This window comes from Citricoccus sp. CH26A (assembly GCF_000224415.1).
Taxonomy (GTDB): domain Bacteria; phylum Actinomycetota; class Actinomycetes; order Actinomycetales; family Micrococcaceae; genus Citricoccus.
On sequence record NZ_AFXQ01000011.1, the window covers coordinates 44294 to 58487 of the forward strand.

The 14194-nt window shown below is 71.4% G+C and carries 9 protein-coding genes and 2 pseudogenes; 6 read left to right on the forward strand and 5 right to left on the reverse strand.

The annotated features are described in order from the left end of the window. Positions 1–49: 49 nt before the first annotated feature. Positions 50–1162, reverse strand: a complete 1113-nt coding sequence (locus tag CITRI_RS0108445) for a ribosome small subunit-dependent GTPase A (RefSeq protein ID WP_010144295.1) — start codon at positions 1160–1162, stop codon at positions 50–52. Continuing rightward, positions 1159–2599: pseudogene (gene aroA / locus CITRI_RS17000) on the reverse strand (3-phosphoshikimate 1-carboxyvinyltransferase). Before aroA ends, CITRI_RS0108445 begins: the two are co-directional and overlap by 4 nt. A 187-nt stretch (positions 2600–2786) precedes the next feature. Here aroA and CITRI_RS17005 point away from each other — a divergent pair. Together CITRI_RS17005 and rsrA are read left to right on the forward strand one after the other, a co-directional pair. Continuing rightward, the gene (locus tag CITRI_RS17005; protein ID WP_010144299.1) at positions 2787–3542 is read left to right on the forward strand and encodes a sigma-70 family RNA polymerase sigma factor; all 756 of its coding nucleotides are present in this window, start codon (positions 2787–2789) and stop codon (positions 3540–3542) included. Next, on the forward strand, positions 3539–3805 hold the full coding sequence (rsrA, locus tag CITRI_RS0108460) for a mycothiol system anti-sigma-R factor (protein ID WP_010144300.1): 267 nt from the start codon (positions 3539–3541) through the stop codon (positions 3803–3805). The genes CITRI_RS17005 and rsrA overlap by 4 nt, the downstream gene beginning before the upstream one ends. Positions 3806–3939: 134 nt before the next feature. Here the strand turns inward: rsrA and CITRI_RS20605 are convergent, their stop codons facing one another. From CITRI_RS20605 to CITRI_RS17010, 3 genes and pseudogenes are all read right to left on the reverse strand, one after another. Beyond that, entirely contained in the window at positions 3940–4014 is a 75-nt protein-coding gene (locus CITRI_RS20605) for a 50S ribosomal protein bL37 (protein WP_369732111.1), read from the reverse strand. 161 nt (positions 4015–4175) lie between these two features. After that, positions 4176–4778 (reverse strand): GDSL-type esterase/lipase family protein, encoded by a 603-nt coding sequence (locus tag CITRI_RS0108465; protein ID WP_010144301.1) that lies wholly within the window; start codon positions 4776–4778, stop codon positions 4176–4178. Between the two features lie 138 nt (positions 4779–4916). Further along, a pseudogene (locus CITRI_RS17010) lies at positions 4917–8739 on the reverse strand (multifunctional oxoglutarate decarboxylase/oxoglutarate dehydrogenase thiamine pyrophosphate-binding subunit/dihydrolipoyllysine-residue succinyltransferase subunit). A 203-nt stretch (positions 8740–8942) separates the two neighbouring features. Between CITRI_RS17010 and CITRI_RS0108490 the strand changes: the two are divergent. From CITRI_RS0108490 to CITRI_RS0108505, 4 genes are all read left to right on the forward strand, one after another. Further along, a complete protein-coding gene (locus CITRI_RS0108490) occupies positions 8943–10409 on the forward strand; it encodes a GuaB1 family IMP dehydrogenase-related protein (RefSeq protein ID WP_010144305.1) in 1467 nt (488 codons plus the stop codon). 203 nt (positions 10410–10612) lie between these two features. Beyond that, complete coding sequence (locus CITRI_RS0108495; protein ID WP_010144306.1) at positions 10613–11992, forward strand: hemolysin family protein; 1380 nt, start codon at positions 10613–10615, stop codon at positions 11990–11992. After that, positions 11989–13056: a hemolysin family protein gene (locus tag CITRI_RS0108500; protein ID WP_010144307.1), complete on the forward strand. Its 1068-nt coding sequence runs from the start codon at positions 11989–11991 to the stop codon at positions 13054–13056. The genes CITRI_RS0108495 and CITRI_RS0108500 overlap by 4 nt, the downstream gene beginning before the upstream one ends. Positions 13057–13147: 91 nt before the next feature. Next, the gene (locus tag CITRI_RS0108505; RefSeq protein ID WP_010144308.1) at positions 13148–14182 is read left to right on the forward strand and encodes a metal ABC transporter substrate-binding protein; all 1035 of its coding nucleotides are present in this window, start codon (positions 13148–13150) and stop codon (positions 14180–14182) included. Positions 14183–14194: the final 12 nt, after the last annotated feature.

Below are 14194 nucleotides of genomic sequence, written 5' to 3' on the forward strand. Positions count from 1 at the left end.
CGCGAGGCCGCAGGGCTCAGCGCTATCGGCACGGTCGGCGGCCGGGCGCTCACCACTCATCGTCGGAGCGCCCGTCCAGCAACCGGCGCAGTGAGGCCAGCCGCTCTGCGCCGGACGTCCCGGCGTTGCCGCCCGCCACCCACGCGTCGAGCGCGCACCCGGGCTCCCCGGCGGCGTGCGTGCAGCCCCGCGGGCAGTCCGCGAGGGCGGGCGCCAGGTCCTCGAAGGCCTCCACCACGCGATCACGGTCCACCAGTCCCAGGCCGAACGAGCGGATCCCGGGGGTGTCCACCACCCAGGACTCGTGCTCCCCGCCGGGGTCCATGGACGGCGCGTCATCGGCGGAACCCTCGGCCGGCAACGGGATCGCCAGGGCGGAGGAGGAGGTGTGCCGTCCGCGACCGGTGACCGCGTTGACGTGGCCGGTGGCCCGCCGGGTGCCGGTCAGGGCGTTGAGCAACGTGGACTTCCCGACGCCGGACGGGCCCACCAGCACGGAGATGTGGCCTTCCAGCCGGGACCGCAGGGCGCGCAGCAGGGCCGGGTCCAGGCGGGCGTCGCCGTCACCGGTCCCGCTGCCCGCGGCACCGGAGGTGAGCACCTCCAGGTCGAGGTGCCGGTAGTGGGCCAGTAGCCCGGCGGGGTCGCGCAGGTCCGTCTTGGTGATGCACAGCAGCGGCTCGATCCCCGCGTCGTAGGCGGCCACCAGGGCACGGTCGATGAACCCGGTGCGGGGCTCGGGATTGGCCGCGGCCACCATGATGACCAGCAGGTCGACGTTGGCCACCACCACGCGCTCGTAGGCGTCGGAGTCGTCGGCGGAACGCCGCAGCACGGTGCTGCGCTCCTCGATCCGCACGATCCGGGCCAGGCTCCCCTCCAGGCCCGAGAGGTCCCCGACGAGCCCGACGAGGTCACCGGTGACCACCGGGTTGCGGCGCAGCTCACGGGCGCGCATGGCGGTGACGGTGTGGAATCCCTCCCGGCCGGGCAGGTACACCGTGTACCGGCCTCGGTCCACCGTGACCACGCGGCCGGTGACGGCGTCCTCGTGGGCGGGCCGTTCCTTGGTGCGCGGGCGCGAACCCCTCTTGCTGGGGCGCGAGCGCACGTCGGACTCGTCCCAGCGCTTCGGGTCGAAACCGCGCCCGGGCCGGCTCATGCGCGGTCGCCGTCCCCGGTCACCAGCCGGGTCCACAGCTCGGGGAAGTCGGGCATGGTCTTGGCGGTGGTGCCCACGTCCCGCACCAGCACGCCGGGCACCGCCAGTCCCACGACGGCGGCGAAGGTGGCCATCCGGTGGTCGTGGTAGGTCTCCAGGGTCGCCCCGTGCAGGGCGGAGGACGGTTCGGTGGCCCCGGTGCCGTCGGCGTCGGGGGAGCCGCCCGTCCCCTGGAAGGCGAGGTAGTCGGGGCCCTCCTCGACCTGGCCGCCCACCCGCCGTGTCTCGGCGGCCAGTGCCGTCAGGCGGTCGGTCTCGTGGCCGCGCAGCTGCCCGATCCGGGACAGGCGTCCCGGGCCCTCCGCCAGCAGGCACAGGGCGGCGACCGTGGGCGCCAGCTCGCCGGTGTCCGGAAGGTCCCCGGGGGCGGTGATCCGCGGGTGGCCGGTCTCCGTCAGGGCACCGGTCACCGTCAGGGTGCCGGTGTGCCCGTCCGGGTCCGGGGCGAAGTCCACGGTGGCGCCGAACGCGGGCAGGATGGTCCGCCAGCGGTCGCCGATCTGCGTGGTTCCGGCGGGCCAGTCCGGCACGCGGACCTGGCCGCCCGTCACCACGGCGGCGGCCAGGAAGGGCCCCGCGTTGGACAGGTCCGGTTCCACCGCCAGGTCCAGCGCGCGCACCGGACCGGGGGAGACCCGCCACTGGCCCGGGACGGAGTCGTCCACCTCCACCCCGCAACGGCGCAGCACGCTCACGGTCATGGCCACGTGCTCCGGGCTCGGCACCGCGTCCCCGGTGTGCACCAGGTGCAGTCCCTGGCGGAACCGGGGGCGGCCAGCAGCAGGGCGGAGACGAACTGGCTTGACCCCGAGGCGTCGACCTCGATCCGGCCGCCCTCGACGCCGCCGGTGCCGTGCACGGTGAACGGCAGGGTCCCGCGCTCCGTGCCGGGGCCGTCCAGGGTGATCCCGAGCGCGGCCAGCGCCGCCAGGACCGGACGCATCGGGCGGGCCAGGGCGGCCTCGTCGCCGGTGAAGCGGGTGGGCCCGGACACCAGGGCGGCGATCGGGGGCACGAAGCGCATCACGGTTCCGGCCAGGCCGCAGTCCACCGTGCGCCCGGCCGGGATCCCGTCACCGGGGGCGGGCGCACCGGGGCTCGCGCCGCCGTCGGGAAGGGGGTGACGCGCACGGTACCGGGGCCGGTGTGCTCCACCACGGCGCCCAGTGCCGTCAGGGCCTGGATCATCAGGCGCGAGTCCCGGCTGTCCAGGACGCCCCGCAGCACGCTGGGCCCCTGGGCCAGCGCCGCGAGGACGAGGTAGCGGTTGGTCAACGACTTCGATCCCGGGACACGCACCGTGCCGCGGACCGGGCCGGTGGGCTCGGGGGCGGGCCAGGGGTCGGTGAGGGGAGAGGCCGAGGCTGTTGTGGTCACCCACCCAAGATACCGGCCGTGGAATATCCGTGCCCGGGGGGTTGCTGTACCCGGTATCACCACGAGGACGGTGGCGCCGGCCCGGCCGGCGCCGCACGATGACGAGCGAGACGAGCGAAGGGACGGTTCCATGGCCCCTGGTGCAGCGACCCTGGCAGGACCTGCCGCGGACGTAGACTGGGCGACGATGGAAACGCACAAGACCGCCCAGGCTCCCTCCGAGCACGATGACCCCGAGGTGGACGTCACCGCGGAGTCCGACGCCGCCCGCCGTCAGCGCTTCGAGCGCGACGCCCTGGAGTACGTGGACCAGCTGTACTCGGCGGCCATGCGCATGACGCGCAACCCGCAGGACGCGGAGGACCTGGTCCAGGAGGCCTACACGAAGGCCTACTCGTCCTTCCACCAGTACCGCCCGGGGACCAACCTCAAGGCCTGGCTCTACCGGATCCTGACGAACACGTACATCAACCTGTACCGCAAGCGTCAGCGGCAGCCGCAGCAGGCGGCCACGGACACGGTCGAGGACTGGCAGATGGCCAAGGCCGCCCAGCACACCTCCACCGGGCTGCGCTCTGCCGAGACGGAGGCCCTGGACCACCTGCCGGACTCCGACGTCAAGGACGCCCTGCAGGCCATCCCGGAGGAGTTCAGGCTCGCGGTGTACTTCGCGGACGTCGAGGGATTCGCCTACAAGGAGATCGCGGAGATCCTCGACATCCCCATCGGAACGGTGATGAGCCGGCTGCACCGCGGGCGCAAGCTGCTGCGCGGACTGCTGACGGACTACGCCCGGGAGCGCGGCATCAAGGTCGAGCCGAAGACCCCGAAGACCCCGAAGGCCGCCCCGAAGAAGGGCGGCACGAAGACCACGACCAGCAAGAACGCGGAATCCGACGCCGGCGCCACCGGCGGGACCGAAGAACAGGAGGCGGGCAGATGAGCGCGGACTGCGAGAAGATCGGCGACTGTGAGGATGCCCGGATCCAGCGGCTCTACGAGTACCTCGACGGTGCGCTGACGCACGAGGACCTCGAGGAGGTGCGCAGCCACCTGGAGGAGTGCACGGAGTGTGCCCACGAGTATGACCTGGAGTGCATCATCCGCTCCGTGGTCCGCCGCAGCTGCACCGAGAAGGCGCCGGACGCCCTGAAGGTGAACATCATGGCGCGGATCAGCCAGATCCGAGTGGAGGCAGGCCACTGAACCCGGGCCGTCCGGTGCGGACGGCCCGCCGGCAGGACCGGCCCCCGACGCAACAGACCCCGCCGGCCGGGACGGTTCGACCGTCCTGACCGGCGGGGTCTGGTGCATTCCGGGGCATTGCCTCCGGCCGGGCCTCAGGTGTTGGGCCGCTTGCCGTGGTTGGCGCCGCCCTTGCGGCGATCGCGCCGCTTGCGTCCACGCTTGCTCATCGCGTTTCCTTCCGGTGATGGGAACGGACCCGCGCCTCACGGGCGCGTTCCTGTGCTGTCCCGGTGCGTGACAGCACCATCCAGTTTCGCATACCCCGCCGGTGCCGGACAAAGCGGTGCACCCCCGCGGGGCCCCGTCGGTCGCGACGCCGGCACCGGGGTCAGGCGGTGGGCTCCGGCACGTTGAGCCACTGGTACCACCCGCGGTGGAGCACCAGCCAGGCGATGAGCCCGTATCCGGCCTGGCCGGGCAGCCCCTGGCCGGCCGCGAGGTCGTTGCGCCACTGCTCGTGGTTGACCAGCGGGGTGAAGGTGTCCACGTAGTAGTGGTGCCGGCGGTCGGCCACGTCCATGTACGCCGCGTTCAGCTCGGAGAGCCGTGCGTTGCGTTCCCCGTCGAGGGACGGCACGGGGCCGACCACGAGGGTGGCGATGTCGAGCTGGGCGGCACGGTCCAGGACGTTGGCGAGGTTCAACCGGGCCCGGGCCGTGGAGGACTCCAGGTCCAGGTCGAGGTCCGACAGGCCGATGACCAGCCGGTTCTCGGTGTCCTGTCCGTACCGCCGTGCGGTCTCCGCCTGCCAGCGCTGGGACAGTGCCTCGGTGCCCTCTCCCGGGCAGGCGAGCACGTAGCTCTCCAGCTGGACACCCGGTGCCGAGGTCTTGGCCAGGACGCGGCCCAGCCAGCCCAGGGCACGGGGGTCGCCCACGCCGGCCAGCAATTCATTGCCGACGGACGCGATGCGGATCCGACGAATCTCCACGGTCTACCTTTCGATTGCGATGGTCGCCACTGTAGCAAGGGCCCGACCGGGATCCGGCCCGGCCACCACGAGGATGGCCGGGCCGGATCCCGGTCGGGAACCCCCGGGGCAACCGCCTGTTGCGGCGCCCCGCGGTGATCAGCGGGAGAAGGCCTGGTCCAGCAGGACCGACGCCTCCTGGTCGTGACGGGCCTTGGAGCCGGCCGCGGTGGAGGCCGAGGCCGGACGCGACACCAGCGTGACCTCGCGGTCCAGCTGCGGCAGCAGGTTCAGGGCCATGAACGGCCACGGGCCCTGGTTGGCCGGCTCGTCCTGGACCCAGCAGACCTGGGCATCCGGGTACTTGGCCAGTTCGGCCGCGATCTCGTCCTCCGGCAGCGGGTAGAGCTGCTCCACGCGGACGATCGCCGTCTTGGTGTCCTGGTCCTTGGTCCGGCGCGCCAGCAGGTCGTAGTACAACCGGCCGGAGACCAGCAGCACCTTCTCCACGGAGGAATCCACCTCCCGGTCCGGGATCACGGCCTGGAAGCGGCCCCGGGTGAAGTCTTCCACCGAGGACGCCGCCGCCTTCAGGCGCAGCAGTTGCTTGGGCGTGAAGACGATCAGCGGGCGCCGCGGGCGGGCGTACGCCTGCTCGCGCAGCAGGTGGAAGTGGTTGGCGCCGTTGGAGGGGTTGGCCACCCGCATGTTGTCCTGCGCGCACATCTGCAGGAACCGCTCGATGCGGGCCGAGGAGTGGTCCGGTCCCTGGCCCTCGTACCCGTGGGGCAGCAGCAGCACGAGCGAGGAGTTCTGGCCCCACTTCTGCTCAGAGGAGGAGAGGAACTCATCGATCATGGTCTGGGCGCCGTTGACGAAGTCGCCGAACTGGGCCTCCCAGAGCACCAGGGCGTCCGAGCGTTCCACGGAGTACCCGTACTCGAAGCCCATGGCCGCGTACTCGCTGAGCAGCGAGTCGTAGATCCAGAACTTCGCCTGGTCGCTCGAGAGGTTCTTCAGCGGCGTCCACTCGTCGTCATTGGCCCGGTCGTGGAACACGGCGTGGCGCTGGACGAACGTGCCGCGGCGGGAGTCCTGGCCGGCCACGCGCACCGGTACCCCCTCCATGAGGAGGGAGCCGAACGCGGCCAGTTCCGCGAAGCCCCAGTCGATCTCGCCGTTGACGGCCATCTTGGCGCGCCGCTCGAGCAGTGCCTTCAGCTTCGGGTGGACCGTGAAGCCCTCCGGGATCTCGAGGTGCGCCTCGCCGATCCGCTGCAGGACCTCCTCCGGGATCCGGGTGCCGTCCGGGGCCTGCGGGGCGCGGTCGACCTCGTCCGAGGCCCTCTCCAGGCCCGCGCCGACCACCGGGATGGGGGAGGTCTGGGCCTCGTGGGTCTCCGAGAACACCCGCTCGAGGCGCTGCTGGTAGTCGCGCAGCGCCGAGTCCGCCTCGTCCTGGGTGATGTCACCACGGCCGACGAGGTTCTCCACGTACAGCTTGCGGACGGAGCGCTTCTGCTCGATGAGGTTGTACATCCGCGGTTGGGTCATCGAGGGATCGTCGCCCTCGTTGTGGCCGCGGCGCCGGTAGCAGATCAGGTCGATGACGACGTCCTTGTTGAACCGCTGCCGGTACTGGAAGGCCATCTGGGCCACGCGGACCACGGACTCCGGGTCGTCGCCATTGACGTGGAAGATCGGCGCCTGGATGGTCTTGGCCACGTCCGTGGCGTAGACGGAGGACCGGGCCGAGGACGGCGGGGTCGTGAAGCCGACCTGGTTGTTGACGATCACGTGGATCGTGCCGCCCGTGCGGTACCCGCGCAGCTGGGACAGGTTCAGGGTCTCGACCACCACGCCCTGGCCGGCGAAGGCCGCGTCGCCGTGGACCAGGATCGGCAGCACCGAGTAAGAGTTCACGGACTCCCCACCGTGGTCCAGCCGGTCCTGCTTCGCGCGGACCAGTCCCTCCAGGACCGGGTTGACGGCCTCGAGGTGGGACGGGTTGGCGGCCAGGTAGACCTTCGTGCGGTTGCCGCGGTCCGAGACGAACGTGCCCTCGGTGCCCAGGTGGTACTTGACGTCACCGGAGCCCTCGACGGACCCCGGGATCGCGGTGCCCTCGAACTCGCGGAAGACCTGTGCGTAGGTCTTCCCGGCGATGTTGGTGAGCACGTTGAGCCGGCCACGGTGGGCCATGCCGATGCCCACCCCGTCCAGGCCCTCGTCCGCGGCACCGGAGATGACGCCGTCGAGCAGCGGGATCAGGGACTCGCCGCCCTCGAGGGAGAACCTCTTCTGGCCCACGAACTTGGTCTGCAGGAACGTCTCGAACGCCTCGGCGGCATTGAGCCGGCCGAGGATGCGCAACTGCTCCTCCCGGGTCGGCTTGGAGTAGGGGTGCTCCAGCTCGTCCTGGAACCACTGGCGCTCGGCCGGGTCCTGGATGTGCATGTACTCCACGCCGGTGTTGCGGCAGTAGGCGTCACGCAGCACGCCCAGGATGTCGCGCAGCGGCAGCATCGGCTTGCCGCCGAAACCACCCGTCGGCCACTCGCGGTCCAGGTCCCACAGGGTCAGCCCGTGGTGCAGGATGTCCAGGTCCGGGTGCTTGCGCATCGTGTACTCGAGCGGGTCCACGTCCGCCATCAGGTGGCCGCGCACGCGGTAGGCGTGGATCAGCTGCTGGATCCGGGCCACCTTGTTGATCTGGTCCTCGGGGTTGACCTGGACGTCGGGCCGCCAGCGGGCCGGCTCGTAGGGGATGCGCAGGGACTCGAAGATCTCGTCGTAGAAGTCCTGCTCGCCCAGCAGCAGCCCGTGGATGAGCTTGAGGAACTCGCCCGAGGCAGCGCCCTGGATGACACGGTGGTCGTAGGTCGAGGTCAGCGTGATGGTCTTGGAGACCGCCAGCCGGTTCAGGGTCTTCTCCGAGGCGCCCTGGAACTCGGCCGGGTAGTTCAAGGCACACGCCGATGATCGCGGCCTGGCCCTCGGACAGCCGCGGGACGGAGTGCACCGTGCCGATGCCACCGGGGTTGGTCAGCGAGACGGTCGTGTTCGCGTAGTCCTCGAGGCCCAGCTTGTTGTCGCGGGCACGCTTGACGAGGTCCTCGTAGGCCCGCCAGAACTCGATGAAGTTCAGGGACTCGGCGCCCTTGATGTTCGGCACGACCAGCGTGCGCGAACCGTCCTTCTGGGGCAGGTCGACGGCCAGTCCGAAGTTCACGTGCGCCGGTTCGACGAGGGAGGGCTTGCCGTCGACCTCGCGGTAGAGCACGTTCATGGCCGGGTACTGGGCCAGGGCGCGCACCAGGGCATAGCCGATCAGGTGGGTGAAGGACACCTTGCCACCGCGGGTGCGCTTCAGGTGGTTGTTGATGATGATCCGGTTGTCGATCAGCAGCTTGGCCGGGACATCACGCACGGTGGTGGCGGTGGGCATGGACAGCGAGGCGTCCATGTTCTTCGCCACGGCCCGGGACATGCCGCGCAGCGGGGTGACCTTGTCCTCGAGCGGTTCGGAGGCGTCCTTCTTCTTGGACTTCTCCGGTTCCGAGGGCACGGGGGTGCCGGCCGGTGCGCTGGACTTCTTGACCGAGGGCGACTGGGAGGACGACGGGGACGCCGCCGTCTGCGCGGCAGGCTTGGCGGCCGGCCCGGGAGCGGCCTTCGGGGCGGGCTTCGCGCCCGAGGCGGTGGCCGCGCTGGCACCGGACTGCTTGCCGGGGTCCCGGGGGAGGTCCTTCACCTGGGTCGCGGTCGAGGTGCCGGAAGGGCGGGCCCGGTCATTGGACGTCCCGGCGCCGGCCGGGGACGCGCCACCGGCCGGTCCGTCCGCCTCGAGACGCTCGAAGATCTCCACCCACTTCGCGTCCACGGAGGACTTGTCCGCCTTGTACTTGTCGTAGATCTCCGCGACGAGCCATTCGTTTCCGGGGAATTCCGCGGAAAGCCGGTCGGACGTGAGTTCTGGCACGGTGGATACGCCTCTTCCGTAGTCATGATGTGATTCACCGGCGGGGATTTCGCCCGCGCGCCCCGCTCCGGTCCGGCGGGCACCGGACCGTGCAGTCCGGCCCGTGGGCACGCTCGTACCAGCATAGTGATATTTCGAGGTCAGGCACCAACGCCCCCGCGGGGAATTGCCGCCGTGGCGCGAACGGATGGGACGATGGGGCCATGGAGTTCATCACGGCCCCCACCACCGACCTCACCTACTCCGACGTCTTCTTGGTCCCCTCGAAGTCCGAGGTGACGAGCCGGATGGACGTCGACATCGCGGCCGACGACGGCACGGGTGCCACCATCCCGCTGGTGGCCGCCAACATGACCGCGGTGACGGGGCGGCGCATGGTGGAGACGATGGCGCGCCGCGGTGGCCTCGGCATCCTGCCCCAGGACGTGCCGATCACCGTGATCCGGCGGGTGGCCGGCTGGGTCAAGGACCGCCACCCCGTCTTCGAGACCCCGCTGGAGGTCCACCCCACGGACACCGTCCTGGACGTGCTGCACCTGCTGGGCAAGCGGAACCACCCGGCCGTGTGCGTCGTGGACGAGGACGGCGCCTTCGCCGGGATCGTGCGCCACGAGGACTGCGAGGGGGTGGACCGCTTCTCCTCGGTCGACTCCGTCCTGCGTCAGCCGTCGATGGCCCTCCAGGCCGGTGACTTCCCGGCGCCGGTCGGCGGGCGGGTGCCCGAACAGGCCCTCGAGAGGGCCTTCACCGCCATGGACGCCAGCGCCACGCCCTATGCACCGGTGCTGGACGGGGACCGGCTGGTGGGCATCCTGACGCCCGCCGGAGCGCTGCGCTCGGGCATGTTCGCCCCCGCGCTCGACGGCGACGGACGGCTGCGACTGGGTGCCGCCGTCGGGATCAACGGGGACGTGGCGGGCCGGGCCGCCGCCCTGGTGGAGGCCGGCGTGGACGTCCTGGTGGTGGACACCGCCCACGGCCACCAGCGCAAGATGCTCGACGCCCTGGCCGCGGTGCGCGGGCTGGGCCTGACGGTGCCGGTGGTGGCCGGGAACGTGGTGTCCGCGGCCGGCGTGCGCGAGCTGGTCGCGGCCGGCGCGGACATCGTCAAGGTCGGCGTGGGCCCCGGCGCGATGTGCACCACGCGCATGATGACCGCGGTGGGCCGCCCGCAGTTCTCCGCGGTGCTGGAGTGCGCGGCCGCCGCCCGTGACCTGGGCAGGCGGGTGTGGGCCGACGGCGGCGTGCGGTATCCGCGGGACGTCGCCCTGGCGCTCGCGGCGGGTGCCTCCCAGGTGATGATCGGGTCCTGGTTCGCCGGCACCGTCGAGTCACCGGGGGACCTGGTGACCGATGCCGACGGGCGGCGCTACAAGGAGAGCTTCGGCATGGCCTCGGCACGGGCCGTCCAGAACCGGACGCGGGCCGAGGACGCCTACGCCCGCGCCCGCAAGTCCATGTTCGAGGAGGGGATCTCCACCTCGAGGATGTACCTGGACCCCGAGCGGCCCTCCGTGGAGGACCTGCTGGACATGATCACCGCCGGCGTGCGCTCGTCCATGACCTACGCCGGCGCCGCAAACCTGGAGCAGTTCCGGGAGCGCGCCGTGGTGGGCGTGCAGTCGGCCGCCGGTTATGAGGAGGGGCGGCCCGTCGCCCAGTCCTGGTGAGGGCGTGCCCGACAGGCGAGGTTTCGTGCACCCCATATACTGGTTCTCATCATGGACAGACACCGATCCGGTGCCTCCTCCCGCCACCGCGCATCCGCCGCCGTGGCCGGAACGGAGCCCTCTAGTACGTGCTCACCCCTGACTGACGGCCGGCCCCGCGGGGTCCGTTCCGGCGCTCCCCGTGACGGGGGTGAGCGCTGACCATGGAATGGCTCCTGCTGGCCCTGGGCCTGCTGCTCATCCTGGGCACCGGGTTCTTCGTGGCCGTCGAGTTCTCGATGATCGCCCTGGACGTGCCCACCGTGCAGCGACTGGTGGACGACGGCGACCGGGGTGCCGAGCCCCTGCTGAAGTGCCTCAAGTCGCTCTCGACGCAGCTCTCGGCCTGCCAGCTCGGCATCACGCTGACCACCCTGCTCACCGGCTACCTCATGGAGCCCTCCCTCGGGGCACTGCTGGCCGGGCCGATGACCGCCTGGGGCGTGCCGGAGGCCACCGCCTCCACGGTGTCCCTCGTGGTGGCCATGGTGGTGGCCACGCTGCTGTCGATGCTCGTCGGTGAGCTGATCCCGAAGAACCTGTCCATCGCCCGCTCGATGCAGGTCGGCCGCGCGCTGGCCCGTCCCCAGCTGGTCTTCACCGCCGTGTTCCGGCCGGTGATCTTCGTGCTCAACGGCTTCTCGAACCGCGTGCTGCACCTGTTCGGGATGGAGGCCAAGGAGGAGATCTCCGGGGCCCGCACCCCCGATGAGCTCTCCTCGCTGGTGCGCCGCTCGGCGGAGATGGGCACGCTGGACGAGAAGACGGCCAGTTTCGTGGACCGCACGCTGCGCTTCTCGGACCGCACCGCGGCGGACGTCATGACCCCGCGCATCCGCATGGAGTCCATCGAGGCGGACGAGCCGCTGGACGCGGTCATCGACATCGCCCGGCGCACGGGGTACTCCCGGTTCCCGGTCATCGGCGACTCCCCGGACGACGTCCGCGGGGTGCTGCACGTGAAGAAGGCCGTGGCCGTCCCGCGCGCCAAGCGTCCCGAGCTCGTCGCGGCCACGATCATGACCGACGTCGGCCGCGTCCCGGAGACCGTCCACCTGGACCAGTTGCTCGGCGAGCTGCGCTCGGCCAGCCTGCAGGTGGCGATGGTGGTGGACGAGTACGGCGGAACGGCCGGGATGGTCACCCTCGAGGACCTGGTGGAGGAGATCGTGGGGGAGGTCTCCGACGAGCACGACCGGGTGACACCGGGCGTGCTGCAGACCGCCTCCGGGAAGTGGTACTTCCCGGCCCTGATGCGCCCGGACGAGGTCGGCGCCCAGATCCCGTCCCTGAAGGTCCCGGAGGACGGCTCCTATGACACCGTCGGCGGGTACGTGATGGCCGTCCTGGGCCGGGTGGCCGAGGTCGGGGACCGCGTCGAGGCCGAGGGCGGCACGCTCGAGGTGGAGCGCATGGACGGCCGCCGCGTGGACCGCGTCAAGTTCATCCCGGCCGAGCGTGCCGCCGGGACCCCCTCCGCCGGGTCGCCGGCGGAGGCGTCCCGGACCGCCCGCGGCGCCCGGACCCAGGAGGAGGCCCGATGAACCAGGACATCATGGGCATGCTCTGGCTGGTCGTGCTGCTGGTGGCCAACGCCTTCTTCGTGGCGGGCGAGTTCGCCGTCATGGGCGCCCGCCGCAGCCAGGTCGAGCCGAAGGCCGAGGCCGGTTCCGGGCGGGCGAAGACGGCCCTGTTCGCCATGGAGCACGTCAGCCAGATGCTGGCCGTGTGCCAGCTGGGCATCACCGTCTGCTCGCTGCTGATCCTCAACGTCTCCGAGCCGGCCATCCACCACCTGCTGGTGTCCCCGCTGGAGGCGGCGGGGGTCCCGACGGCGGTCGCGGACGTCTCGGCGTTCGTCATCGCCCTGCTGGTGGTCACCTTCCTGCACGTCACCTTCGGCGAGATGGTCCCGAAGAACGCGGCGGTGTCCATGGCGGACAAGGCCGTCATGCTGCTGGCCACCCCGCTGGTCTGGCTGAACAAGGTGCTGCACCCGGTCATCGTCATGCTCAACTGGGCGGCGAACCTGGTGCTGCGCGCCCTGAAGGTCGAGCCCCAGGACGAGGTCAACTCCACCTACACCCTGGAGGAGGTCCAGTCGATCGTCGCCGAGTCCACCCGCACCGGGCTGGTGGACGACGGCTCCGGACTGCTCAGCGGGGCCCTGGAGTTCTCGGACTACACCGCCGGAGCCGTGATGGTGCCCAGCGCCGAGCTGGTCACCCTGGCCGCGGACGTGGCCCCCGAGGCCTTCGAGAAGGCCGTGGGGCGGACCGGGTTCTCCCGGTTCGTGCTCCAGGACGCGGACGGCTCCTACACGGGCTACCTGCACCTGAAGGACGTCATGACCGTCCCGGAGCAGTACTACCGCGAACCCGTGCCCGTCACCAAGGTCCGCTCCCTGGCCAACGTGGGCGTCGCCGACGAGATCGAGGACGCGTTGTCCCTGATGCAGCGCACCGGCTCGCACCTGGCGCGCGTGATCTCCGCGGCGGGCGAGACGGTGGGCGTGCTGTTCCTCGAGGACGTGCTCGAGGTTCTGGTGGGCGAGATCCACGACGCCACCCAGTCGAACAACCCGAACCGGGTGCGTCGTCACGCCTGACGGGTCCGGGGGACCGGCCAGTCTTATTGGGAACAGTTCTCAACATGCTAGGCTGGTCCCCGTTCCCGACCGCTCTTCCCGAAGGACCCCGATGCCCGATTCCGCCCGCCCCGGCCGCCGTGCCCGCCCACCCCTGACCGTGGCGGGCGTGAGCGGCCTGGCCGTCGTCGCCCTGCTCGCCCTCACCTCCTGTGCCGGCGGCGGCACGGGAGGCGCGGGAGACGCGGACCAGGAGGCCGCGGCGGGGAGCGAGCCGGTGGCGGTGGCGACCACGACGCAACTCGGCAGCATCCTGGCGGACATCACCGCCTGCGCGGGGACCTCGTCCAGCACGCTCATGGGCTCGGGGGACGACCCCCATGACTTCGCCCCGTCCTCACAGCAGATCGCGGAGATGACCCGGACCGGGATGGTCGTGGTCAACGGGCTGGGCCTGGAATCCGGGATGCAGGCCGCCCTGGACAATGCGGCCGCCGACGGCGCGACCCTGCTCGAGGTCGGCCCCCAGCTCGACCCGCTGCCGTACGCCGCGGAAGAGGACGCCCACGCGGGGGAGGAGGGGGACGACCATGCCGGGGAGGCCCCGGACGCCCACGGTGCGCAGGATCCGCACGTGTGGATGGACGTCTCCCGGATGGCGACGGCCGCCGGGGTGATCGGTGACGAACTCGCGCGCACGACCGGGGACGAACGGTACGCGGACTGCGGCCAGGAGGCGGCCGAGACCCTCGGGGCCGCGGACGCCGAGGTGCGCGAGGTCCTCGAGGCGATCCCCGCCGACCGCCGCACGCTGGTCACCGACCACGCCGCCTACGCCTACTTCGCCGACGCCTACGGCTTCGAGATCGCCGGCGTCGTCGTCCCGGGCGGGTCCACCGACGCGGAACCGTCCTCCGAGCGGCTGGCCCAGCTGGTCGCGCAGATCGAGGAACAGGGCGCCGACGCCCTCGTCATGAGCGCCGGTTCGGGCAACAGGCTGATCCCCGCGCTCTCCGCGGAGACCGGCGGAGAGGTCCCCGTGGTCGAGGTCTATGAGAGCGGGGTGGGCCCCCAGGGCTCCGGTGCCGAGGACTACGCCGACGCCATGGTGGCCACCGCGCGGGCCCTCGCGGACGCGCTCGCGTGAGCGGACCCCGCA

Coding starts and splice junctions, on each gene's coding strand:
- rsrA (WP_010144300.1), top strand. CDS start 3,539: ATGAGCGCGGACTGCGAGAAGATCGGCGACTGTGAGGATGCCCGGATC.
- CITRI_RS0108505 (WP_010144308.1), top strand. CDS start 13,148: ATGCCCGATTCCGCCCGCCCCGGCCGCCGTGCCCGCCCACCCCTGACC.
- CITRI_RS0108445 (WP_010144295.1), bottom strand. CDS start 1,162: ATGAGCCGGCCCGGGCGCGGTTTCGACCCGAAGCGCTGGGACGAGTCC.
- CITRI_RS0108500 (WP_010144307.1), top strand. CDS start 11,989: ATGAACCAGGACATCATGGGCATGCTCTGGCTGGTCGTGCTGCTGGTG.
- CITRI_RS0108490 (WP_010144305.1), top strand. CDS start 8,943: ATGGAGTTCATCACGGCCCCCACCACCGACCTCACCTACTCCGACGTC.
- CITRI_RS17005 (WP_010144299.1), top strand. CDS start 2,787: ATGGAAACGCACAAGACCGCCCAGGCTCCCTCCGAGCACGATGACCCC.
- CITRI_RS0108495 (WP_010144306.1), top strand. CDS start 10,613: ATGGAATGGCTCCTGCTGGCCCTGGGCCTGCTGCTCATCCTGGGCACC.